This window comes from Blastopirellula sp. SH421 (assembly GCF_057808535.1).
The window spans coordinates 3175408-3197859 of record NZ_CM173712.1; the positions used below are offsets into that span (position 1 = coordinate 3175408).

At 55.7% G+C, this 22452-nt stretch carries 15 protein-coding genes; 4 read left to right on the top strand and 11 right to left on the bottom strand.

The genetic code is table 11. From position 1 onward, the window contains the following. Positions 1-139: 139 nt before the first annotated feature. On the bottom strand, positions 140-1372 hold the full coding sequence (locus SH421x_RS13325; RefSeq protein ID WP_488856223.1) for an IS256 family transposase: 1233 nt from the start codon (positions 1370-1372) through the stop codon (positions 140-142). Positions 1373-1584: 212 nt separating this feature from the next. Here SH421x_RS13325 and SH421x_RS13330 point away from each other — a divergent pair, with 212 nt between their 5' ends. Both SH421x_RS13330 and SH421x_RS13335 read left to right on the top strand, forming a co-directional pair. Then, positions 1585-2676 (top strand): hypothetical protein, encoded by a 1092-nt coding sequence (locus SH421x_RS13330; protein ID WP_488856225.1) that lies wholly within the window; start codon positions 1585-1587, stop codon positions 2674-2676. Between the two features lie 581 nt (positions 2677-3257). Beyond that, positions 3258-4019, top strand: coding sequence for a hypothetical protein (locus tag SH421x_RS13335; protein ID WP_488856226.1), 762 nt, complete (start codon positions 3258-3260; stop codon positions 4017-4019). A 237-nt stretch (positions 4020-4256) separates the two neighbouring features. On the opposite strand, the gene rpsU is transcribed toward SH421x_RS13335, so the two are convergent. The 10 genes from rpsU to SH421x_RS13385 form a co-directional block, all read right to left on the bottom strand. Then, positions 4257-4454 (bottom strand): 30S ribosomal protein S21, encoded by a 198-nt coding sequence (gene rpsU, locus SH421x_RS13340; protein ID WP_002652995.1) that lies wholly within the window; start codon positions 4452-4454, stop codon positions 4257-4259. Between the two features lie 186 nt (positions 4455-4640). Continuing rightward, positions 4641-5165 (bottom strand): SET domain-containing protein, encoded by a 525-nt coding sequence (locus tag SH421x_RS13345; protein ID WP_488856227.1) that lies wholly within the window; start codon positions 5163-5165, stop codon positions 4641-4643. A 137-nt stretch (positions 5166-5302) separates the two neighbouring features. Beyond that, the gene (locus SH421x_RS13350) at positions 5303-9106 is read right to left on the bottom strand and encodes a S8 family serine peptidase (RefSeq protein WP_488856228.1); all 3804 of its coding nucleotides are present in this window, start codon (positions 9104-9106) and stop codon (positions 5303-5305) included. Between the two features lie 133 nt (positions 9107-9239). Continuing rightward, complete coding sequence (locus SH421x_RS13355; protein ID WP_488856229.1) at positions 9240-10724, bottom strand: deoxyribodipyrimidine photolyase; 1485 nt, start codon at positions 10722-10724, stop codon at positions 9240-9242. Positions 10725-10758: 34 nt separating this feature from the next. Further along, positions 10759-12129 (bottom strand): TIGR01777 family oxidoreductase, encoded by a 1371-nt coding sequence (locus tag SH421x_RS13360; RefSeq protein WP_488856230.1) that lies wholly within the window; start codon positions 12127-12129, stop codon positions 10759-10761. Positions 12130-12270: 141 nt separating this feature from the next. Next, a complete protein-coding gene (locus SH421x_RS13365) occupies positions 12271-12759 on the bottom strand; it encodes a fasciclin domain-containing protein (protein WP_488856231.1) in 489 nt (162 codons plus the stop codon). A gap of 387 nt (positions 12760-13146) precedes the next feature. Continuing rightward, complete coding sequence (locus tag SH421x_RS13370; protein WP_488856232.1) at positions 13147-14157, bottom strand: isocitrate/isopropylmalate dehydrogenase family protein; 1011 nt, start codon at positions 14155-14157, stop codon at positions 13147-13149. A gap of 277 nt (positions 14158-14434) precedes the next feature. Further along, on the bottom strand, positions 14435-15883 hold the full coding sequence (locus SH421x_RS13375) for a DUF1501 domain-containing protein (RefSeq protein WP_488856233.1): 1449 nt from the start codon (positions 15881-15883) through the stop codon (positions 14435-14437). Between the two features lie 5 nt (positions 15884-15888). Further along, positions 15889-19059, bottom strand: a complete 3171-nt coding sequence (locus SH421x_RS13380) for a DUF1549 domain-containing protein (protein ID WP_488856235.1) — start codon at positions 19057-19059, stop codon at positions 15889-15891. 144 nt (positions 19060-19203) lie between these two features. Further along, positions 19204-19683, bottom strand: a complete 480-nt coding sequence (locus SH421x_RS13385; RefSeq protein ID WP_488856236.1) for a SixA phosphatase family protein — start codon at positions 19681-19683, stop codon at positions 19204-19206. 209 nt (positions 19684-19892) lie between these two features. Here SH421x_RS13385 and SH421x_RS13390 point away from each other — a divergent pair, with 209 nt between their 5' ends. Next, the gene (locus tag SH421x_RS13390; protein ID WP_488856237.1) at positions 19893-21503 is read left to right on the top strand and encodes a Ppx/GppA phosphatase family protein; all 1611 of its coding nucleotides are present in this window, start codon (positions 19893-19895) and stop codon (positions 21501-21503) included. After that, positions 21500-22429 carry a CHAD domain-containing protein gene (locus SH421x_RS13395; protein ID WP_488856238.1) on the top strand — a complete coding sequence of 310 codons (930 nt, stop codon included), beginning with the start codon at positions 21500-21502 and terminating at the stop codon, positions 22427-22429. The genes SH421x_RS13390 and SH421x_RS13395 overlap by 4 nt, the downstream gene beginning before the upstream one ends. Positions 22430-22452 lie beyond the last annotated feature (23 nt).

A 22452-nucleotide genomic window follows, 5' to 3' on the forward strand; every position in this document is an offset into this window, starting at 1 on the left:
CACATCTTCCCACCCATGATAGCCTGACATCATCACAGGCGTTTCATGGTTCAGCGGGAGAATTAACATGACGAAGGGGGCACGGCGGGATGCTTTGAAGGAGCTGGGTAGTGTCCGTCAAGTTGCGCTCTTTTGATTTTCAGCCTGGCTCTGAAAAATTGTCGTCCTCTCTCTCCTCCGGTTCGTGCAGGCGGTCCATGTCGAGGTAGCGTCGAGTTCCCCAGTGCGTGCCGGCGATATGGCGTAGCCGGGCTGCTACCAGCATCAGGGCGCTTTGACCATCCGGGAACGCTCCCACGACGCGGGTGCGCCGCCGGATCTCTTTCATGATCCGCTCCAGCATGTTGTTGCTCCGCAGCCGCGTCCAGTGCTCTTGCGGGAAGGCCATGTACGCCAGCGTTTCCTGGTAGCCGTCGCGGAAGCACTTCGCCGCGGCGCCCAGCCGGAGCGAAATTAGCTTCTCGATCACCAGTTCCGCCTTCGCCTGGGCCGCCGCTCGATCCTCCTGGGCGTGAACCGCCTTCAACATCGCCGCTACGTCGCCTGACTTGCTCCGCAGCACGTCTTTCAGCACGTTGCGATAAAAGTGGACGATGCAGCGCTGCCAGGCCGCGTCGGGGAAGAATTCTCCCAGCGCTTCGACCAGGCCGAGGCACTTGTCGCTCGTGATCAGATGCACGCCCTTCAGGCCTCGCTCCTTGAGGTGACGCAGGAACGTTCGCCAACTCTCACTATCCTCCTTCGTACCTTCGGCGACTCCTAAAATCTCGCGATGCCCGTCGGCGCCGACGCCGACCGCCACCAGGATCGCGACGTTTTTCACCTCGCCTCTCCAGTTTCGCTTCAGCCAGATGCCGTCGAGCATCACGTACGGGTGCTCTCCTTCCAGCGGCCGATTTCGCCACGCTTCAATCCGCTCGTAGATCTTCTGATTCAGCTCACTGACGGTGCTCGAACTGACGCGAGTGCCCCACAACGCCTCGGTGATGTCTTCGACGCGACGGACCGAAACGCCCGCCAAATACATCTCGACGAGCGCCTCTTCGACGCTCGATTCCCGTCGCTTGTAGCGTTCGCTGATCTGCGTTTCCAGCGGCAAGCTCCGCAGTCGCGGAACCTTCAGCGACACCTCGCCCGCCTTGGTCTGCAGCTTTCGCGAATACGACCCGGCGCGCGAGTCGACGCGGTCCGGCGAACGTTCATAACGCTTCGCTTTGCAAATCTGATCCGCTTCGGCGTCCAGCATCTGATTCAACGTCTCCTCCACGGTCGAGCGGACCAGTTCATCAAGATGCCCCCGCACCGCGTCGCCGTCAATCTTAATCGCATCCCGGATCTCTTCCCCGAGCCGATCTTCTGGTAAATTCGTCATGGTCAGTCCTTGGTTCTGGGTGGTTGATGTTGGTAATCAATTCCATACCAGAGCCAGGGCTGGCTTTCAAATTTGCGCAGTAATTAGGACGTTATCCGTGCAGCTTCGCCGATCAAGCCCCATCACCGGAACTCGTCGCCAAGCACCAACAGCTCGCAGAGAAAATACGCAGTCTCGGCGGGCAGGCGGTGATTCGCCGCGAGGAAGGACCCATGAAAGGACTTATCTCTTTCATTCATCTAGAGGACATCAATTTGGCGGAACACCCGCTGGTCACGTTAGTGCCCACCGAAGGCGTTCAGAAGATTGCTGCTCGACCAAAAAAGCTACAGACGGCGGACGTGAAGGCACTGCAGAAGTGCCAAATTCTTAAGTACTTAAGCTTGTCGAGCATCGACATTTCCGATCGGATCCTTGCGCAGGTTGCAAAAATCAAAACGCTGGAAACGCTGGTTCTGAATACGACTCCGGTGTCCGACGCCGGCATCGCCCACTTGCACGGACATCCGACGCTGCTCTCGATGGGACTAGGCGACACGTTTGTGACGACCGCCGGAGTTCGACAATTGGCTCAGGCGACTCCCCAGTTGAAAGGGGTAACCTGGTCGACGGTGGAGTCGGAGGAAATGCGTCAGGCGATCGTTGGGGCGCGGAATGGCGGATTGATGGTTTCTCGTGATGAACATTCGCTACGTGATCTATCCACCCCTGGCGGACCACCGTCACTCAACGATCCGTACCGGCTGTTTATGACTCAAGGCTGGAAGCCCAATGAAGAGACAAAAGAATTGTTTGACGTCCTCGGAGCGCCCGCGCCGGTAAACGTAAATCTCGGCATTACCGACGAAGCAGCCTGGGAATCGCTTGCTTTTCTCCCGCAGATTGACGAGCTCAAAATCAACCTTCGCGAACGGGCGAGTGAATCAACCTGGACGCACTTGCTGGAGATTAAGTCACTCAAAAAACTCAATGTCCCTGCAGGAACGCCAGGGAGTTTCCTACGTCAACTCTCTCAGGTGGCTGGGCTTCGGCAACTCACGATTCGCTCGGATGCATTGTTCTTCAAGGATGCGCCGGATATTGATACGCTGGTGCAATGCGGCGTCAAGTTGCAGCGACTTGAAATCGTCAGTTGCCGCATTACGGAGGAGATCGTTACGAAGCTCGCCGCCGCCAAACTGACGCAAGAACTCGTTCTGCGTGGCTGTCATGGGGATTCAGACGCTGCGCTGGAAAAAGCTCGACAGATGGATCCTCTGCTTCACATTCATCGTGGTAATAAACCGAAGCAAACCACGATCTAAGAACGGCGAGGTAGTACTGGTCGTCGTGGAATGCCCCCATTTTCTGGTCCACTCGTTATGAGAGTTCGGTTTGGGGAAATGGAAGCAGGCCGCTTCGATCGCTGAAGGCTGGAAGGGATTTCGATCCTAACCAGATCCTGCCTGCCAAAAGCGAAAACAGCGTTGCCCGGGCCGCTCTTGAATGGTCAACTCGTCCAGTAATCGCGAACGAGCTTCTGCAATAGCCGACTGACGCTGGCCTCGGCGACCATGGGAAATACCAGCAGGTGAACATGCTCCGCCAGAGGAAAGTGCTTCACTCGCTTTCGATGATGAGACTCGCTGTTTATGTTCAGCAAGGTAGTGGATCGTCATTGTGAAGTAAAAAAATTGTTCGACTCTAGATTGAAATCGAGTAGAAGAGCACTGTTAGAAGAGCACTATCGCAGGCGACAGTGAAGATATAGGAAGCCGAGGCTCAGTCGACCTGGGCGACGCCAAGCGTTCTATCCATGTACAATCATTGGCCACGAAAGTCTGTGGCAGCGGCGCCGATGCTGGTCCACTTCGTTTCCTGCATCCCTTGAAGGTAGCTCGACGCAATGAAGACGCTGGCTCAAATTGAGAGGATTGTTGACCTGGATTCACGCGTGATCAATGCTGCGGCACTTCTGGAGGCGGAGCTTCGGGAGAAAGATGCGGGCAAGGATGCGGGCAAGGATCGAGAAGCGACCTTGGGTGATCTTGTGCAGCGGCAAGATTGGTTTGCAAAGGATGGCTTTATCTACGACGTCAACAGCGCACTGAGAGTGCGAAACGCAATTGCGCATCTCGCTGCGGGGGTGGAGCCCTCTGCGGAGGCCAAAGCTCGAGCAGCGGACGATCTGATTCGCGCGATCAAAATTGTTCGGCAGAACAGTGGCCAAAACGCCGATTCGGCTGCTCTGGAATCTCAGGAAGCGGAGTCCTTTGACAATTCGGTAACCCATGCGGCATTGGTCGCCATTTATCGCCGGCGCCGGATGGTTGCGGGGATTTTGGCGATGGTTGTATTGCTAGGAGCATGCACGTTGGCGGTGATGGTTGGAATCCAAGCAGACCTTTTGCCGTTTGCAGCCATGATTGCCATCGTGGGGGTTTTGGCGGCGGTGGGCATTTTTGTGAGTGGACAAACCTGGAAGTCGCTACGTAAATCGGCTTACTATTCCCTGCCCGGCTCTCGTTTCAGCAACGGCGATCATCGTTGTATTTATTGCGGATTACGAGGGAGGGACGGTCGGGGAATCTATACCCATGGGCAATACAAATCCGAACAGAAATTTCATGATTGCTCAAAATGCACCAAGGAACTGTTCACGTCGTAGAACACGGTTGAGGATTGTTGTTGAGGATTGTTGTTGAGGATTGTTGTTGAGGATTGTTGTTGAGGATTGTTGTTGAGGATATCGACCACTGGTCACAGCGAACGATCGCACGCATCTCGATCTTGACCGCGCATGAAAAAAGCCGACGTGAGTTTCACGACGGCTTTCTTTTTGTAGGTTTGTTTTCTCGTCTGGCGCGATTCTCACCGACGGGGTAACGTGATCGTTACGTGAAAACTAGTCGAGGTACAGAGAGCGTTCTTTGGCAGAACGTCGTTCGGCACGAAGTCGAGCACGGCGCTTCAAATCGCTTGGCTTTTCGTAGAACTTGCGGCGGCGCATTTCTTTCTTCAAACCGCTGCGCATGACCAGTTTGCCGAAGCGACGAACAGCTTCTTGAATCGACTCCTTCTCGCGAACTAGAACTTTGACCATGTCTTTCCTGAATTATCGTAGCGTGAACGAATTTAGCGTTGAAAGTGAATCAACGCGAAAGAGGCCAGAAACCCTTCTAGCCTCGCCTGCAAGCATGTGCGAAACGCCCAATATAACGAATCGGGTGCTATCTCGCCTAGTCCTATCTCAAGAATATTCAACGCTTTACGCCAAACCAAGGTCGGGTTAGGTGGATGCCGCCGAAGTAGGCTTTTTCTTTGTAAAGTCTTGTGGTGAATAGTGTTGCGTCGTTTTCAGCAGTTTTAGCTCGGCACGGTCAACAATCCACCCCCGGCAACGACGTGCACCGCAGCCGCACGGAATTGCCGCATTGGCCGGCCAGGCATAGTCGATGGTAAGTTGTTCGCCGGCTTCGATATAGCGGGTTGTTTCGACCCAAATTCGGGACGGCGGGGTCACATCTTCTTCGTCATAGACCAAGCAGCAATTCGGCTCGCAGCTGTGATTCAGATAGCGATACGGTTCGCCGGGTTCTAACGAAAAAGTCCCCCCTAGATCGATGCAATAACTGCTGGAGTAGTCGGCGTCGTCAATGATCTCTCCCTGCACTTCACAAATGAGGTGGTATTTGGAGAAATCACAAACTGCGAACAGACCTTTTCCATAGGGAGTCTCTTCAATTCGAACCAGATCGTCCAAAATCAGCGCCTCTTCAGTCATGTGCGTGCAAATTAAGTTAGCCTCATCCATGCTACCGTGCGGCGAAGTTTCGGGAAGGGGCAAGAAAGAGAAAGACGAAGGCCTAAGGTCGAATTTCGGGCGGCATGCTCATTCCGCGAAGACGCGGTAAGAGCATGGCGGCGTAGACACTCAAAAATCGCCGGTATTTAAAACGGTGCGTAGGCTTCGTTTTTGCGGAGCAAGCGCCATTGGTTTTCGTATTTTTGTAGAAAGGTCCAGCCTAGTTCACCGTAGATGTCGGCCCGCTTTTTATAGAGGATCAACTTGGTTGGCTCTTGCTTAATCAGCTTGTTGAGCAGCTGAAGCGCGGCGCCTTGGCGATCTTGGCGACGCAGGCGACGATCATCGACCAGCGCGTATTTTGCATCGGTCGGATCGACCCATTGCGCCAACTGCTGATAGGTTTTCTCGAACAGTTTGGCGCGTTGCTCTGGATCGGCGGGGCTCTTGGGGATTTCCGTCTGTTGGTCGGTGGTCGGATCGATTGGCAAATCCATGTAAGCGATTGCGCGACACTTGCGATACAGGGCGTCGGTCAGAAAATCGCGTTGCCGGTTCATTTCTTCCGCTTGCTCTTTTTCGGCGTCGGTTTTCGGATTGTGATTGTGACCGAAATATTTCGCCAACTTGTTTTGCGGAATCAAGCGGATGATTTTGTTAGCCGCTTTGACCACTTGCGGCAAATGGTCTTTGCGGTCATCCCCATCCAACTGATGGAGTTGGGCTTGATGCACTTCTAGGTTGTCAGGGTCTTCGGCCAGCAGCGACTTGGCCAGCTGGTTAAACTGGGCGGGATCCTCCTGTTTGGCCAGCCGCGCGAGCTCGGCGATGCGCAGCTCCATTAGCTTTTCGGCGAGCGTTTTTTCTGGGGGCTTGTCGGTGTCGGGTTCTTCTTTGGGCTCAGGCGGCGGCGGATAGTAGATCAGCTCAAAACCTTGAGGGCGACGGCCCGAACCGGCGACCTCTTTTTGTTCTTCGCCCAAATAAATTTTGCCGAGAAAGCGATCTCGCGTTCCGATCGTTTTGGGCAACGAACTGGTGGAAGGTCGCCCGAGATAAAACGCTTCGAGCTCGCCATCGGCGATCTTTTGAACTGCGAACTTGCCAGAACCTTGTATGACCTGATCAAAGCTACGACGGACCGGCAGCGTGACTTTGGAACTGAGCTCTTGATCGAGAAAGATCGGCATGGATTCTAGTTTCGCCAACATTTCGCGGTTAAAGTGCCGGAAGAAAAGTTGCAGCGTGTAGTCCCCTTTCGGCAATTTCACCGATCGTCCCGAGACTCCAGCGCCCATCTGCTGTTTGTTTTTGTCGTAGATCATCCAGAGCCGGCCCGACCAGATCTCGAATGCATAGTCGTCTGACATTACGGCTGGTCGCGGATTGACCTCTCCGTCTTCGGCCATGTTAAACTCGTAGGTCAACGTCAGGCCATAGTTGCGCCGCTGCTGGGGCAATAAATCACGCTCGGCCGAGAGCGGGACGAGCTCGGACTTTTTCAGTTCGACCACGCGCCGCCAGGTTGATAGCTCGGCCTTGGGGTTTAAGCGTTCTAGTCCAAATGCGCCGACCACTTCGATCCGCTTGGCGTAGTCGATCCCGTCAAAGACGATGGTTTGGTCAGTCGGATCGAGCGAATGGAAGGTCAATTGACATTCAAAGTCGGCGTCTCCTAAGCTGTTCCAGTATTGGGCCAGACAGAGCTCTAAGGTGCGGCCAGCAACCACTGGGAAGCTGATGTTTTTTACTTCCCCTTTCACAAATCGCAGATAGTTTTGTGCTTCTTGGTCGCGGCTATCCTCTTGAGGCAGCAGTTGCTTGGAATGAGCAATCATGAGTCGCGAACCAGAAAAATCGCCGGCTGATATCTTCAGGTCGGCCCAAGTTGCTCCGATCGGCGCCGGAAAAAAACGGCGTTCGACCTGACCGGCGGTCGATTTCAATATTTCACGCCAGCTGTATTTGTCATGCAGCGGGATGGTTTGCGTCACTGTGATCGGCACGCGAAACAATGGGCCTGCCGCAGGATTGTCAGCGTCATAGCCGCGAATCTCGCTGTAGTAGGCGCCTGGCTCAAGTGAGGTGGGGTCGATTTCAATCTCGAAGTCGCGACCGCCGTACGCCAAAAAGAAGATCTCCGGCGTCTTGACCCACGCGTCATCGCATTCCAAAAGAAGCTTCATGTCAAACGACGACTTGTCGACGCTGGCCACGTCGTCCGGAAAGATCGGCTGCACTTCGATCTTGGCTTGGGTGGGCGTCGCTAGATCGATCGCTTCTCGCAAATAGATGCCGCGAGCATCGGCATGCGACTTGATCTTTACTTCGTACCGCAGTCGAGCATCCAGTTGCGGCGCATGCTGGACGATCCAATCATAGGCGGCGTCGACTTGCAACAAGCCTTGTCCCATGACGAAGGGACTCCCCTCCTCCAACGCCCGAGCCGAATTTTGGATCGCTCGTTTGACAAGGGTCGGAGAGTACGTGAGTTTCGCTTGCTTGAGGGCCGAAACGACTAGCGCCAAACCGCCGCATGCATTGGGAGAGGACATCGACGTGCCGTTCATCAACTGCTTGGCGGATAACGCCCATTGAGAGACAGGCGCAATCGCGCCGCCGGGTGCACAGATATCGACCCCCAGGTCGCCGTCCATCGCGGGACCGCGCGAGCTCCAGGTATAGGGGATTTCGGCCAGCTTGTCGCGCAGCGAATAACTCACCTCGGCCAACTCGGGCGAAACATACGCTCCGACCCCGATGATCGAAGAGGTGGTTCCGCCGGGCGCTGTGACCGTTGACAACGCAGGGCCGTCATTGCCGGCGCTGGCGACAAAGATCACGCCATGTTTGTAGACCAGCTCGTTTTGTAGTTCGGTAAGCGGACCAACATTGGGGATCGGCGCCGCTCCGCCGTAGCTCATGTTGATTAGGTCGACTTTGTTTTCGAGCGCGGCGATCATGCCGCGCGTTTCGCCGGTTCCCAGCGAGTTGGACCCGACGCGGGTATCGCCGATTTTCACTGCGACAATCTGGGCGCCGGGGGCGATGCCGTTTTGCTCTGGGTGTTGAGGATGATAGGCGGCGATGATGCCGGCCACATGCGTACCGTGCGTTCCGCAGTCGGTGACGATCGACAGCAGATTGCCGTCGTCATAGATGTTTAGCGCATAGTTCAGCAGTCCCTCTGCATCAAACGTGGCGTATTTTCGCTCTGCACGAAAATTGGTCAGCAACTTTTCATCCTCAAGTTGACCATCTTCATCCGCGTCGAGCGCCGCTCGCCAGGCTTTTCCGTCAAAGAAGACGACGCAATCGTAGATCGGGCCTGGATCGTCCCAACTGCTGTGCGCTTTGTCGAGCTCTTTGCGTCGCGTTTCGAGTTCTTGCAGGTCTTCCTTTTCTTCTTCATTCGGCTTGGGATGGGCGACGTGAAACGCTTCGATCTGGTCATTCAATTTTGCTTGAACCGCGCGAAATTCTTCGTCCCAATCTTTCTTGCGCTCGGCTTTCAAGCGGCTGACGAGACCATCTGGGAAGAGATCGTAGCCGCGCTTCATACCGACATGAAACTCGCCGCTGGGGCATTTCCATTTTTTGGGAATCGTCAACTTGCGTCCGGTTAGACCTTCCAAGATCTGGTGATCATCCCGTTTGCGAATTGTCGACGTATCAACGTCTCCGCTGCCCGAAGCGTCGACCATGTCAATGATTTTGGGGCGTCCGTCAGGCGTCGTTTGGAGTCCGACTGCGCCTGGATCGACGCCGGTGTCAAAGACGGCGACCACCACGCCGCGGCCGTCCGCTTCAGGATGTTGCTCTAGAAACCGGATCGCCCCGATCTCGGTTTTGGGGAGGAGGCCGTATTTAGGAAAGGGAGACTCTTCACCGTGAACGAGCGGTAAGGCAATCGAGCAGATAACGATCGTAAATAGCGAACGCAATATCATGGAGGTCGATCGGTTGGAGAGGGAGGATTGTAGCGAAGATTTTGGGCGGGGGCCTTGCTATCTTACCTCAGTCAAAAGCGGCCGGAATAGGTTTGTAGACAAAAAACTACGACACTTCGCCAATCCGAGGGGTTCACCGGAAGAGCTGATTGGGAGCATAGTTTTCGATATAACGCTTGACCGGAATTTTCCGAGCCGTGTTTTCGCTGCTCATGTAACGAATTTTGCCAAAGATCTGTCGCTCGGGCCCCCAGGCTCGGTCGTAACGTCCTAGACACCAAAAGATGCCGCTGTAGGAATTGGGATTCCGGCCGTCGACGGCGTACTTATTGTTGAGGTGAATCATCGCAGCGAGCGCCTGTTTGGGGGTCGGCGACCACTCCAAGATTTTCTTACCCCACAGCATCCGCAGATAATTGTGCATTCGCCCTTCGCGAACCAGTTGCGTTTGGGCGGCGTTCCATAGCTCGTCGTAGGTACGCGCCTGTTCTAACTGGCGCAGAGTATAGACCTTGGGACGGCGATCCGATTGGTGCTGTTCTAGCGTTTCTAGCGCCCACGCTGGCAAGGATTCATACTGATCGTAGTTGGTTTCGCGTGAGCACATGTTATAGCCAAGCTCGCGCCAGGTGATCAGTTCATCAACAAAACTCTCGGCGCTGGGAGACATGTTCCACCAGCCTTCGCGGGAGCCGGTCGCTTTTGCGTTCAACTGCGAAACGTCCCACTCTTCTGATTTAACAAGTTGCTCAAAAATATCATGCGTTGCGATATGACCGAAATGGAGATAGGGCGAAAGTCCGCTCGCGGCATCCGCTTCGGGAGAATTTCGCTCTTCGCCGTAGCGCGCCAAGCGGCGCCTGAAAAAATTGTCGAGGGTGGTCTGCGCGGCGCTGCTTCCCCCGTCCAGCGCGGCGTCGCCCACAGCCTGATCGATAGGCAATCCGTCGAGCGCCGCAGGCAAGGCGTTTAGCAGCTCTGGGGAAGCGGCCGGATAGTTGGCTTGAATGTCGGCGATCAGTGGGCTGGTTGCCTGCGGAATCTGGGCGTCATGCAGCGGATCTGCCTGGGGAAAATCAACCAGATGATCGCGCAGGTTGTGATGCAAAAATCGACGAAAACTATGCGCCACCGTAAACGTGCGATCGGCGGCGCGCATCGGCAAGATGCCGTTGGAGTCTACTTTTTCTAGCAGCACGTCAACACGTCGCGCAACCACTTGCAGCATCCGCGGCAGAAAGAAGCAGGGAAAGTCGTCGGTGACGATCACGCACGACTTGGCCGCGAGCGCCGCCAACAGACCATGATCGGCATTTTTGGTCGGTTCGACATATGGGTAATAGAGAGCCGGCGTCGTCTGCAACGCCGCAGCGTTGTCGCGCATCCCTTGCATGACAAACCGGTGAAATCGCCGAGAGGCCCAGGGATAATCAATCCGCAACGCCTCGAACACGACCAGCGGCTTGTTTAAATGCCGAGCCCAATCGACCGCGCGTTGCAGACTAAAATTGCAACGCGTGCGACGATTGGCGATCATCCAGTAAAGGACAAAATCGCGCTCGGTACGAACCGGAGCGTCGTTGACGGGGGCAAGTCTTAGCGAAGGAAAGTCTTCCAAAACAGGTTCATCTCTGGCGACAAAAGGTGAGAAGTTAGCGGCCCAGCATCCGCCGCAGCGCCGGCTCTAGATCAGGATCGCGAAACGGATAGTTCGTTTCCAGCAACCGAGTCGGCATCACCCGCGAACTGGCCAATAGTAAATCGTCCGCCATTTCACCGATCGCCAAACGCGCGGCGAAGCTGGGGACGGGCAAAATTGTTGGACGTTTCAAGACGCGCCCCAGCGTTTTGGTAAACTCTCGATTGGTCACCGGATGGGGAGCGGTCAAATTAACCGGCCCGACCAATTGGTCATTCATCAAACAGTGATGCATCCCACCGATCACGTCATCTAGCGTGATCCAGCTCCAGACCTGATGACCGCTGCCGATCACGCCGCCGATACCCAGTTTGAAGGGAAGCAGCATCTTGGCGAGTGCGCCGCCTTGCGGGCTTAGCACCACGCCGAGGCGCGTATTGACGACGCGAATGCCGGCCAGTGCAGCCGGTTCGCACGAGAGCTCCCAGGCTCGGCAAACATCGGGCAGAAAGCCGGAGCCGGCTAGGCCCCGTTCGTCGACCGGCTGCATGCCGGAGTCCCCGTAATATCCTATCGCGGAGGCGCAGATCAACGTTTGGGGCGGGTTGGGAAGTGCGGCCAGTTGATTAGAGAGGAACGTAGTTCCGTCGATACGCGAGTCGCGGATCTTTGCTTTTTGTTTGTCGCTCCACCGCGCGGCGGCGATCCCTTCGCCAGCCAGATGAATGACGGCGTCGACACCATGGAGCGACGCGGCATCGATCTCTTTCTGCTTGTAGTTCCAGTAGATGCCAGACTTGTCGCGGCTGCGCGTCATCGGGATGACTTGGTGACCGCCGGTCGTTAAAAATGCGGAGAGTGACTTTCCGACGAGCCCTGATGCTCCGGTGATAGCAATTTTCATGGCGCGATGCTCTTGATAAGGTTGATGAGCAGCAAGGTCGGCCAGCATCGTCGCATGTCGATATTGGAACATGCGTTGAATCTTGCCGGCGACAAAACTGCCTCCCAACATTCTACCGAGCGCGCCGCCTGGGACGGAGTACTCGACGTGGTCCTCTAGATAGCTGTGAGTCGCGTCGATTGCACCAAAGCGGTGCTGATGGTCCCAGTGGGCGAATGGGCCTGAGAGTTGTACGTCTCGGAACAGCTGGTTTTCGATCAGTTCGCGATGTTCGGCGACCCACTTTACACGAAACGGACCGATCTTGGTGATCAGTACGGCCTGCGTACCGGGCTCCAAGCCGGGCTGGTAAGACTGCACAGTTAGCGATTCCCAGGGGGGAGTGAGTCGCTGAAGAGCGCCGGGCCGTTTGTGCCAACCAAACACAACTTCGACCGGTGCGGGGATTTCGCTACGAAGTTGGAAGACTTGATGAGTCATCGAAGTGGTAATCCGGGGATGTCGTAATCTCCCCTTGATGATAACGAAAAAAATTCGCCCCGATCTGGGCGACTCTTTCCATCCCCTCCAGAATGGATCGAGTCGCCGGTTGGTCGGGGCGAAGATTACTCCAGCAGTCGACTAGGGAAGCAGAACGGTGTCGATGACGTGAATCACTCCATTCGACGTGACAATGTCAGCTTTGACGACAGTCGCGTTGTTGATCATGACCTTGCCATCTTTAACGGCAATCTTGATCGATTCGTCAGCCAATGTATCGGCCGAATCCAGCTTCACGGCTTGGGCAGCCATGACTTTGCCAGAGACGACGTGATACTTCAAAATCTTGGCCAGCTTCTCTTTATCTTTCAGCAGGCTCTCCACAGTCCCTTTCGGCAATTTGGCGAAAGCGGCGTCGGTTGGTGCAAAGACCGTGAAAGGCCCTTTACCCTTCAACGCATCGACCAAGCCTGCCGCTTGAACGGCTGCAACTAGTGTTTTGAAATCACCAGCACCGACGGCCGTATCAACAATGTCTTTCTTCGCTTCTTCAGCAGCGGCTGCGGGTTGTACCAGCGAAACACAGGCAACTAGCATCGCCGAAGCGAGAATCCAAGATAATGCACGCATGAGTAAAAGCTCCTGGTAGTGGTGGATAAATGGTATGCATCATCTGCGTTGAAAGCAGGATGCACAGCGGGGGGCGAAGCTTGGCAGTTTGTCATGACACGTCGCTGACTTCTACCAACCTTGTAGGCGCACCGATTGGATTGACCAGCCAGAAAAGAGGCGCATAAAAAAAGGGCGTCCCAATTGGACGCCCGATGGCGATATTTTCTGATGGGTGGGTGGAGCAACAACCGTGATCGATTTTACCACCCACCAAGCAGCATGGCCGGTTTGCGTAAGCCACCAGAGTTGCCGAGCGTTTCAACTGCGATGGTGGATTGCACAGGCGGCGCGATCGATTGAAATTGGAGACCGTAATTCGCTTGTTCCATCCACCCTCGCATTGCCCTAGTCACCTGCTGCACACGCTGCCGCGACTGCGTCGGCGAATTTTGAAGTTCCCAGTTTTCCGCCGAGATCGCCGGTGCGGGTTTCTGGGTTTTGCAGCACTGCGAGGAGCCCTTTTTCGATTCGCGTGGCCGCTTCGGTTTCGCCCAGATGTTTCAGCATCATCGTGGCGCTTAGCAGCAGCGCAGTTGGGTTGGCCAGGTCTTTGCCGGCGATGTCGGGGGCGGTTCCGTGGACGGCTTCAAAGATCGCGATGTTTTCGCCATAGTTGCCGCTCGGCGTGACGCCGAGTCCACCCACCAGACCGCTGGCGAGATCCGAGATGATGTCGCCAAACAGATTTTCCATCACTAGAACTTCAAACTGCGTCGGGTCCATCACTAACTTCATCGCGGCAGCGTCAACGATGCAGTCGTTGAGCTCGATGTCGGGATAGGACTTCGCGACGTCGCGGACGGTATCGAGAAAGAGCCCGTCGCTTAGTTTCAGAATGTTCGCTTTGTGAACGCAAGTGACCTTTTTGCGGTTGTACTTGCGGGCCGTTTCAAACGCGAAGATGGCGATTCGGCGTGAGCACTTTTCGGTGATGATCCGCAGGCTTTCGACCACGCCGGGAACGACGGTGTGCTCTAAACCACTGTAGAGACCTTCGGTGTTTTCACGAATGATGATCAGGTCAACATTGTCATAGCGTGTCTTAACGCCGGGGATCGTCCGAGCAGGGCGAAAGTTGGCGTACAACTGCAACTCTTGACGCAGGCCAACGTTCACGCTGCGAAAGCCTTTGCCGATCGCGGTGGCCAGCGGGCCTTTGAGCGCTACACCGGTCTCTTGGATCGCGGCGATCGTTTCTGGGGGGAGCGGAGTTCCTTTTTTTTCGACGGCGGTGACGCCGGCCAGACAAGGACGCCAATCGATGGATACGCCAGCCGCTGCGATGATTTGCTGAACTGCAGCGGTAATCTCGGCCCCGATTCCGTCCCCTTCGATCAAACAAACTGAATGCGACACGGCGTGCCCCCTTCTAACGATGACTAGAAAACGCTCACGCGGCGACAAGTCATAAGGGCGGAGATGGAGCGACAACCGCCGCGGCCGCTGGTTGATTATCAGCGTATCGCTATCGCACCGTCGAGGTCTAGTAGATCGGAAAGCGAAGCCAGCGACCCGCACAAGCAACGTAGCGGAAAGATCAAGTCCGCTACGTTCTAGAGACGGAATTATGAAAGCCGCTCTGGGGAATTATATTTTTGGCGATTTCGGACTAGCAATCGCCGCAGGGTAACTTTTAGCCGGTTACCAGCTTCATGTTCATGCCACCTTCGTTGACGGTGGGACGTTCGGGCCGACCTTTGTGGAAGTAGGTCAGCTTCATGTTGTCGAGTCCCATCAGGTGCAGGATCGACGCATGCAGATCATGCACGTGCATTCGGTCTTCGACAGCATGTAGGCCGATTTCGTCGGTCGAGCCGATCGTCTGACCCCCGCGAACGCCGCCGCCTGCAAACCACATGGTAAAACCGCTGGGGTTGTGATCGCGGCCGTTACCTTGTTCGCTCATCGGAGTTCGCCCAAACTCACCGCCCCACACGACCAGCGTCTGATCTAGTAGCCCGCGGCGTTTTAGGTCGGCCAGCAACCCGGCGACCGGTTTATCGGAGGAGCGGCAGTTGGTCCCGTGGTTCTTTTCGATGTTGGAGTGAGCGTCCCATTTGCTGCCGGTGCCGTGATAAAGCTGAACGAAGCGAACCCCCCGTTCAACCATACGACGAGCCAACAGACAGTTACGACCGAAGGTTTCGGTCTCTTTGTCGTCCATGCCATAGAGTTGCTTGGTTTCTTCGGTCTCTTGCGTTAGATCGATTGCTTCGGGAGCATGGACCTGCATGCGGAATGCAAGTTCGTAGCTTTTGATTCGCGCGTCCAGTTCGCTTTGGCCAGGATGTTCGCCGGCGAAACCGCTGTTCATCCGACTGAGGTAAGCGAGCTTTGACAGTTGTCGGGTGTCGGTAACGCCGTTGGGATTTTCGAGGTTGCGAATTGGGGTCTCGCCGGGGTGAAAGCGGGTTCCTTGATAAACGGCCGGCATGAAGGCGGTCCCCCAGTTGCGCGGACCGTTAACCGGCGTGCCGTTGTTGTCTTGCAGCACCACAAACGCCGGCAGATTTTCGTTTTCGGTTCCCAGGCCGTAGCTGACCCAACTGCCGAGCGAGGGGCGACCGCCGATGATTGCGCCGGTGTTCATCTGGCAAACGCCGCCGGCATGGTTGATTCCTTCGCCATAGCACGAGCGAACGACCGCTAGATCATCGGCATGCTCGGCGATGTGCGGCAGCCAGTCCGAGATCCACAGGCCGCTCTGGCCATGCTGTTTCCACTTGCGGTTCGAACCATAGAGAGGAGCTTTCCCTTCGCCCATCGCTAGGATGATTTTTTTAAACGAACTGGGAAGCTGCTGGCCATGCAGCTTGTTGAGCGTCGGCTTGGGATCAAACAGATCAATGTGGCTGGGTCCCCCTTCCATAAATAGGAAGATGACATTCTTAGCGCGAGGCGCTATGTGAGCCGTCTGGTTGCTCTCAACTAGGCCACTGTGATCAGCGCGTCCTTCCTGAGCCAGCATCCAAGAAAGCGCAAGCGAACCAAATCCGGCGCCGGTGCGCAGCAGCGCTTGGCGACGATCAAAGATTTGCTCGTGGTGAGGAACGCCGTGTTGTTGGCAAATGGTCGAGGACATGGGGGCTATGGCACGTAAAGGAATTCGTTGGAATTAAGCAAGATATGGCAGAAGTCTACCCAAGCCGCCGTGTCGGAGTTGATCGCCGAATCGCCGGAGGTCAGGTCAACGCCGCCTGCGAGCGAGCGGAGCGAACCGGTCGCTTTGGCGAACTTCCAGTGACCGACCACTTCGCTGACAGCGCTTGCTTGCTGGACCAGCAGTTGATCCGCCGAAAGCGCTGCAGGCACGGCGCGGACTTCGGCGATCAGGCCGTCAAACGAGCAGCTTTTGGTGCCGGTCCGTCCGCCGATCACAAACGGATAGTCGTTCCGCAGACCAGCAATAATTTCGGTCTTGACCACCGCCGTCTGCAGCGGCGCGGCGGCAACCGACAGGTCTTGGACAAAGAAGTGGACTTCGGCGGCGCCAGAATCATCTCGCACATACTGCACGCAAGCGTAGTAAGGACGACCTAGCTCCAAGTGAATGCCGGACGGAACGACTTCATAGATGGTTTGATCCAGCGAGTTGGCGCCGACCAATTGCATGATGAGGTTCCGGGGCGTGTAGGCCGATTTTTCGCTGGTGACGCCAAAGTTCCAGCCAGGCTGCGTGTTGCCGCCGTTCCACTGCGATGCGATCGTCCGTACCGAGGCATCTTTGTAAATCGTATCGAGTTGGATGATCGATTCGACCGTAAATGAGGCGCCGGTAAAGTCTTGCAGACTGGCTGACAACTGCGAGACTTCGGCATCTGGTTTCAGATGGACGCCTGATTTGTCAAGTTGTTTGAATTTGGCGATTGCGAGCGGTTTCTCGGCGGCCGATTGTTCTTGGGTAATCGCTAATTGCTGCTGAATAAAGGCTTGGGCGTCTTCAAGTTCGGCCGTGGTCGGTTTGCGGCTGAAGGCCGCCATGTAGGCGGCGCGGATGCGATCTTCTGGGGTCTGACCGCTCTTGCGGATGGTAGCCGCCATGCGTTGGGCTTGTTGCAACGGAAAATCGCCGTTGATTAGCAGCAGCGATTGCGTCGGAGTGGTGGTGGTGTTGCGCGTCGCGGCGCTGCTAAAGCGTTCGGGGAAATCAAACGCATCCAGCAGCGGTTCTCGCGTATTGCGGATTACTTTGAGATAAACGCTGCGGCGCGGTGTGGTGCCGCTGACGCTGGAGCCGCCGGTAGTGCGATCCAGCTTGCCGGCTGCCGCCAACATCGCATCCCGAACCTGTTCAGCGGTCATGCGACGAACCTGGCTGCGCCAGTAGGTGCGATTATCGAGATCCAGTTTGTCGGCGGCGGGGGTGCGTGTGGACGCAAGCTGATAGGTCTCGGAGGTAACCAGCAGGCGGATCATGCTTTTCATGCTGCGCCCTTGGTCGATGAACTCTTGCGACATCCAATCCAGCAGCTCTGGATGCGACGGCGGCGTACCCAGGTTGCCAAAATCGTTGGGCGTAGCGACCAAACCACGATGGAAGCACCATTGCCAGAGACGATTGGCGATCACGCGGCTCGCCAACGCGTTGTCTCGGCTGTTGATCCAGCGCGCCAGTTCAGAGCGTCGACCTGTCGAGCTACTAGAAGATTCAATCGAAACCGGTGAGGCGTCTAGCACCGTCAGAAAATCAGGAGCGATCTCCCCCAATCGTTCTTTGCCGGTGATGTAGGTCGGCGGAGCGGTCGGACCGACGTCACTAACCGAATAGGCGGTGGGCAGCGATTTTGGCTTTGGATATTTGGCCAGTTCGTCTTGCAGTTGTTTGTATTCGGCTTTTTTGGCCTCATCTCCGACAAGTCCTCGACGGCGGCTGATCTCCATCTCGACCTGCTCATAAGCCATTTCGGCCAATTGATGCTCTAGCGGAGCCCGTTGCTCGATCGGCTTGTTCATCATCTCTTGGATGTCTTCCGGAAACATCTCGGTTTGCTTTTTGATCGCGCCGGCGATGGGGGCCGCTTCCATCGCGTCAATCTTGGCCCGGATGTCGCGCGTCTCGGCTTCCCACTGGGCGAGCGCCGCTTTGTACTGTGCGAGCTCTTGCGGAGTAGCGGCAGGAATATCATCGCGCGGCAGCAGCGGCGAGAAGAAGGCCTGCAATTGGAAATAGTCGCGCTGCAGCAGCGGGTCAAATTTGTGATCGTGACACTTGGCGCAGCCCATGCCGACACCCAGGAAGACGTCGCTGGTGGTGTCTGTAATGTCGTTTAAAATAATCTGCCATTGCGTGCGGACGTCGCGCTGGTTGTATTCATATATCCAGTGCCGCAAAAATCCGGTGGCGATGATTGCGTCGGGATTGTTGGGGGCTACTTCATCGCCTGCCAATTGCTCGAGCACAAATTGGTCGTACGGCTTGTCTTGATTGAAGCTGTTGATGACATAGTCGCGATACCGCCAGGCGTGGGGGCGGTAGGCGTCTTGACGGTATCCGTCCGATTCGCCGTAACGCACCAAGTCCAGCCAGTGCGTCGCCATCCGCTCGCCAAAATGAGGACTCTCCAGCAGCGAGTCGACCAGCTTTTCAAAGGCGTCAGGCGACGGATCATTCATATACCGTTCGGTCTGCTCAGGCGTCGGCGGAAGCCCCGTTAGATCAAAACAGACGCGCCGCAGCAGGACCAACTTGTCCGCTTTGGCGTTGGGAGTCACGCCGGCGGTGATTTGCTGCTGGCGGATAAATCGATCGATCGGATTGTGGTTCCAGCGCTCTTCTTCGACGGTGGGAACCGTCACTTTTGCGAGCGGTTGAAACGCCCAATAGTGACGATCTTCGTCCGTAATCTTATCTTGGGCGGCATGGCGGATCGGTGCGTCATCGCCGCCGGGCCACGGAGCGCCCATCTGGATCCATTTGGTTAGCAGTGCGATCTCGGCGTCAGGCAATTTGCCTGACGGGGGCATCTCATAGCTTTCGTAGTTGATCGCTTCAATCAGCAAGCTTTCTTCGGGCTTGCCAGGCTCGATCGCGGCGCCACTTTCGCCGCCTGCAAGCATCGCCCCGCGCGAGTCGAGACGCAAATCTCCCTTTTCGTCCTCAGCGCTATGACATTCGAAGCAGCGCTTGATCAGCAGCGGACGAATATCATGCTCAAAGAAAGCAGCTTGCTCTCTCGAAATATCGTCAGCCTTTGCGGTGACCAAGGCAGGGACGGTCAATCCACAGAACAACGCAACTAATAGCGTTTGTGCGTTCATAGCTTCGCATGTTAGAGGCGGGATAGACCACCGCAAAAAAATGCAGCGGTATTGAGCATGGTGTGAACTGTATTTTATACCTATTGGCGGCAAGCTGCAATCGAAATAAGTGGGGAAGACTTACGAAAAAAACTTGTTTGCGTCCTATTGATTGTCATGAAGCTCTTTGGGACGGATAATCGAAACCAGTTTCCAAGCATTGCGCAAAAATGCTCCCTTCCAACTTTCGGATTCGGCCGTCAACAGGACGGCCATGCCGGTCGCCATCTCTAGCGATTGGCCTGAAAGTTGGCTGGCCGCGATCTCCCAGCCGGGATTATGCCCTAAGAAAAGGGTGCACAGACAAGCGTCCGGCAGTTGAACTGCAGCGCTGACCAGTTCAGAGTAGCCGCTCAAATAAAGACTGGGATCGAGTAAGAACTGCGCCGGCGGAGAAAAAACGTCGCGCATCCGCTCCCATGTTTCCACCGTGCGACGTGCGTCACTCGCGACGACTACTTCAGGATTCCAGCCAAGTTGTTGCAACTCAGCGGCAACTAGCGGAGCCGCCGTCCGGCCGCGGTCATTTAAGGGACGCTCGTGATCGGATTCTCCCCCCTTCCAGGAACTCTTTGCGTGTCGCATTAAGATAAGTTTTCGTAAAAGCATGATTCGCTGCTTTTCCAGAGGAAGGGAGAGTATTTGCCGAGGTCCGCATTATGCACGGCCGCAAGTCATTTCAATTTGGTCATCGTGAACAAAGGTTGATTTTGTTATCTTAGCCGTTGGAAAGAGTTGCCAATTCTCGATTATTCGCTGGTAAAAGAAGCCGCGAGAGGAATAAACGCCGCCGCATGAAGAAAATCGTCGACAAGCCTGCGGATCTTCAGCTTTTGCCGGGCGACAAACTGGCCGCGATCGATATCGGCTCAAACAGCTTGCGGCTGGTCGTCGCCCAGGTGACTCCGGGGCCTGACTATCGCGTTTTGGACGAAGAGCGCCAATCGACCCGGCTAGCGCGTAGCGTCAGTTCGACTGGGCGGCTGGATGAAGAGTCGGTCCAAGAATCTCTAGCGGCGCTGCGCCGCTTCAAAAAGATCGCGTCGGGCTTTGAAGTCAAAACGATTCGGACGATCGCGACCTGCGCGGTCCGCGAAGCCGAAAATGGCGCCGAATTTTGCGAGCGAGCGCTGCGCGACGTCGAACTAGAAATTGACGTCATCACCTCTGAGCAAGAAGCTCAACTTGCTTTTTTGAGCGTTTCCAAGGCGTTTGATATCACCGATCGCAATGTCGCCGTCGCCGACATCGGTGGGGGAAGCACCGAGATTATCCTCGCTTCCGCGGGACATATCGAAGAAATCATCGCAACGCAGTTGGGTGCGGTTCGCATGACCGAATTGTATGCGCCGCAGAACGCGTTGTTCCAAAGTGCGGAAGACTACAACCGCATGACCGAAGAAATCGATCGCGAACTCAAAAAGACGGTTCGCAAACGACCGTTTGTCCCCCAGGTGATGTTTGGGACCGGCGGCACGTTTACGACCTTGGCCGCGATGCAAATGGCGCACAAGGGAGAGATCGGTCAACCAGAGTGGGGCTATCGCATCACGCATGCAGACGTCAGTCACATGCTGGATTCGTTAAAAAAGATGAACGTCAAGCAGCGCCGCGGCGTGGCCGGGTTGAACGCGGATCGGGCCGATATTATTGTCGCCGGGTTGATCATCATTGAAAGAATCATGGCCCGCTTGGATGTCAATATTCTGCATGTGCATGATCGCGGCATTCGAGACGGACTGATCATCTCGATGATTGACCCCACCGACGACGCGCGGGTTTCTGAAGAAGACTCAAAGCAGGAGATGGAGTTCTTCGCTAGGAGCTGCGGCGTCGATATGCCGCACACGCTGCATGTGGCGAAGCTGGCCGTCGAGCTGTTTCAGCAATTGATCGAACCGCTCCAATTAGCTCCGACTGATGAGCGTTTGATTTATGCTTCGGCTGTCCTGCAAGACGCCGGCTATTTGATCAACTACGAGAAGCATCACAAGCATAGCTACAATTTGATTCTCAACAGTCAGCTCCCCGGCTTCTCGCGGCACGAGCTAGAACTGATCGCCAATGTGGCGCGCTATCATCGCGGTTCGGCGCCTAAAAAGAAGCATCGCAACTTCACCCGGCTAACCAACGAAGATCAGGAACGCGTCCGCGCGCTAGCTGCCATTTTGCGCTTGGCTGGCGCCTTCGATCGCAGTCACACCCAAAACGTACAAGCAGTGCGGGCCGAAAAGACCCCCACGCAATTGCGGCTGACGATCACTTCGCAAGGAGACTCTGAAGTCGACGTCTGGGCAGCGCGCAGCCGAGCCGAGTTCTTTGAGAAGGTTTTCAATTTGGAGGTCGTCGTGAGCGTAGGCAAAACGACTGGCAAGAACGCAAATGCAGGGGCGCCGACAAGTTGACGATCAAAAAAGTAAAGTGGTTGGACGGAGTGGAGCCCGATACGTTGATATCGAAGGTTGCCCGCGTCGCGCTGGCGGAACGGCTCGATCTGGTTCGCCACTATCTACCGCTGGCCGCGCGGAAAGCGGATGAAAACTCTGAATACGTGCATCAATTGCGCGTCGCAGTCCGGCGCTCGCAAGCGGCGCTGGAGCTCTTTCAACCGCTCGAACCGATGCGTAAATCAGAGAAGCTTCGCAAACGGTTGAAGAAGATTCGCCGCGCCGCGAACGAGCCACGCGATCTGGATGTATTTATCGCACGCTTAACCGGAGAAAAAGAGAAAGCGAACAAAGCTGCCGCCCAAGCGACGCTCAAGCAGATGCGGGCCATGCGCAGCGACGCTCAGCAATCGCTGGTCAATATCGCCGCCTGGGCCAAAGAAAAAGAGCTGACGACCAAGTTTGAGCGGTTTCTCTCGCGGATTGAGTGGCGCGACAACGGGCCCGAAGAAACGTTGAAATCGATTGGTCCCCTCTATCTAGATCCCGTCGTATTGCAGTTTTTTTATCAGGCGGAACAAACGTTAGCGGCGCCTGACACGTTGCACCAATTGCGAATTCAAGCCAAACGTCTGCGGTATGCGATGGAGCTGACGGCGGCTGCATTTAACGACGGTTTCCGCCGTGAGCTGTATCCCTATTTTGAAACCGTTCAAAATCGACTGGGTCAAGTCAACGATCATGCGACCGCATTGGTCAAGATTAGCGCGTGGGCTGAAAAAATTGAAGATCCAATCGCCGTCGATTATCTGCAAGCGATGATGGCCAGCGAAGAACAAGCTTATCGCATCGAGTCGGAAGCGTTTCGAGAATGGTGGACAACCGATTTGATTTCGGATCTTAAAGCTCGGTTCGACAGCTACCTGCGGGTCTCGATCGACTAGCGTCCGCTTGACTGACGCAGAGA